Genomic DNA, 1,968 nt, shown 5'->3' on the forward strand with positions numbered 1-1,968 from the left:
CGCCCGGTCCAGGGTCAGTACGGCGGGCGCGCGGCCGGGGGGTGTCGCGGTGACCACGAGGGTGGCCTCGGCGAGTCCGTAGCCGGGCGAGTGCGCGACCGGCGCGAAGCCGTACGGCGCGTAGGCGGCGGAGAACCGCTCCAGGGTGGCGACGCGGATCGGTTCCGAGCCGTTGACGAGCGTCTTCAGCGCGGACAGGTCCAGTCCCGCGCGCCGCTCCTCGCTCACCCGGTCCACACACAGGTCGAGGCCGAAGTTGGGCGAGACGGTGTGGGTGGCGCGCCGGTCGCTGAGCAGGTTCAGCCAGCGGCGGGGCTGCTGGACGAAGGCGAAGGGGGTGAGGAAGTCGACCGGAACGCGCAGGGTGAGGGGCAGCAGGAGGGTGAAGACGAGCCCCATGTCGTGGAAGAAGGGCAGCCAGCTGACCAGCCGGGCTTCTTCGTCCACCCCGAATCCCGCGGCCAGTTGGGCGGTGCCCGCGGCCATGTTCCGGTAGGTGACCTCGACGCCGGCCGGGGAGCGGGTGGAGCCGGACGTGTACTGGAGGTAGGCGGTGGCGTCCTCGGCGACGGGCACCGGGTGCCGGTGCCGGGCCTCCGTCGTGTCGACGCGGTCGGCGAACAGCACTTCCTTGGGGGTGCCGGGCCGGAGTTCGGGCCGCAGCAGCAGTTCGTCGACCTCCTGCCGGAAGGGCTCCGTGGTGATGACGACGTCGGGGCGGCAGTCGGCCATCGCCAGCACGAGCCGCTCCGTGGAACGGAAGGCCTCGGGTGCGAACAGCGGAACGGCGATCAGGCCCGCGTACAGGCAGCCTAGGAAGGAGACGAGGTAGTCGGCCGTCTGGGGGCAGAGGATCGCCGCCCTGGCGCCGGGGTCGGCGGTGCCACGCAGGGCGCGGGCCATGGCCCGGGCCCGCAGGTCGAGTTCGCCGTAGGTCATCGGCCGGGCCCGGCCCGCGCGGTCGGTCGAGTAGTCGAAGAACGTGAAGGCGCAGCGTCCGGGATCGGCCTCGGCCGTCTCCCGTATGCCCGCGACGAGGCTGCTGGTCCGCACTGTCATTCCTCCCCCTCGACCGGACGGGCGGTGGCCCGGATGTACGGGGCGTTGGCGGGGTAGCGCGGCCAGGGGCGGAGGGTCTCGTGCACCTCGACGTGGTATCCGGCGGCGCGGACCGCCTCGGCGATGCGCCAGTTGGCGTTGCAGCCGAGCGCGAGGCGCCGCCACAGCGGTGCGACCAGGTCCTGGAAGTGGCCCATGAGGCCGTCGGCGCGGACGTGTTCGATGAAGGCGAGCCGGCCGCCGGGCTTGAGGACCCGCTTGATCTCGGCCAGCGCGAGCGGCAGGTCGCTGACGCTGCACAGCACGAGGGTGGTGACCACGGCGTCGAAGGACGCGTCGGGGAACGGCAGTTCCTCCGCGGCGCCGTCGACGATCTCGACCGGCACCGGGGACTGGTCGCGGTGGGCGCGCAGTTGCCTGAGCATCTCGCTGGAGGGTTCGAGGGCGACGAGCTCGGAGGCGCTGCGGTAGTACGGCAGGTTGGCGCCGAATCCCGCGCCGACCTCCAGGACCCGCCCGGTGAGGCCGCCGATCGCCGCTTCCCTCAGGCGGCCCGCCCAGCGGTCCTCGGCCAGCTTGGTCAGGGCGTCGTAGTAACGGGCGAAGAACTGGCCGCCCTTGGTCTCCAGATGGTCCGTGTCGGTGGGTGCGGCGGCGGTGCCGTGTTCGGTTCGGGACATGTGGGTCTCCCTTTGGCGGTCAGGTCGAGGGGCGGGGTTCCGGACGGGGTTCCAGCTGGTAGGTCCGCGGTACGGCGGCCGGGAAGCGGCCGGTGAGGCAGGCCGTGCAGTAGTCGTCCGGGTCGCCGCCCGCGGTGGCGAGCAGCCGGTCCAGTTCCAGGAACTCGGCGCTGTCGCAGCCGAGGGCGGCGGCGAGCCCGTCCGGCGGGGTGCCGGCGGCCAGCAGTCC

General features: G+C 73.0%; 2 protein-coding genes and 1 pseudogene. All 3 read right to left on the minus strand.

Features of this window, described 5'->3' with window-relative positions; genetic code table 11:
- Positions 1–1,059 (minus strand): AMP-binding protein (locus tag R6V09_RS51905; RefSeq protein ID WP_317888367.1); only part of this gene is annotated, 1,059 nt, incomplete at its 3' end.
- Positions 1,056–1,739, minus strand: coding sequence for a class I SAM-dependent methyltransferase (locus R6V09_RS51910; protein WP_317888368.1), 684 nt, complete (start codon positions 1,737–1,739; stop codon positions 1,056–1,058). The genes R6V09_RS51910 and R6V09_RS51905, both read right to left, overlap by 4 nt.
- Before the next feature lie 19 nt (positions 1,740–1,758).
- A pseudogene (locus R6V09_RS51915) lies at positions 1,759–1,968 on the minus strand (hypothetical protein); the annotation flags it as partial.

It is taken from the genome of Streptomyces sp. W16, from assembly GCF_033194735.1.
Lineage (GTDB): Bacteria > Actinomycetota > Actinomycetes > Streptomycetales > Streptomycetaceae > Streptomyces.

Coding starts and splice junctions, on each gene's coding strand:
- R6V09_RS51910 (WP_317888368.1), bottom strand. CDS start 1,739: ATGTCCCGAACCGAACACGGCACCGCCGCCGCACCCACCGACACGGAC.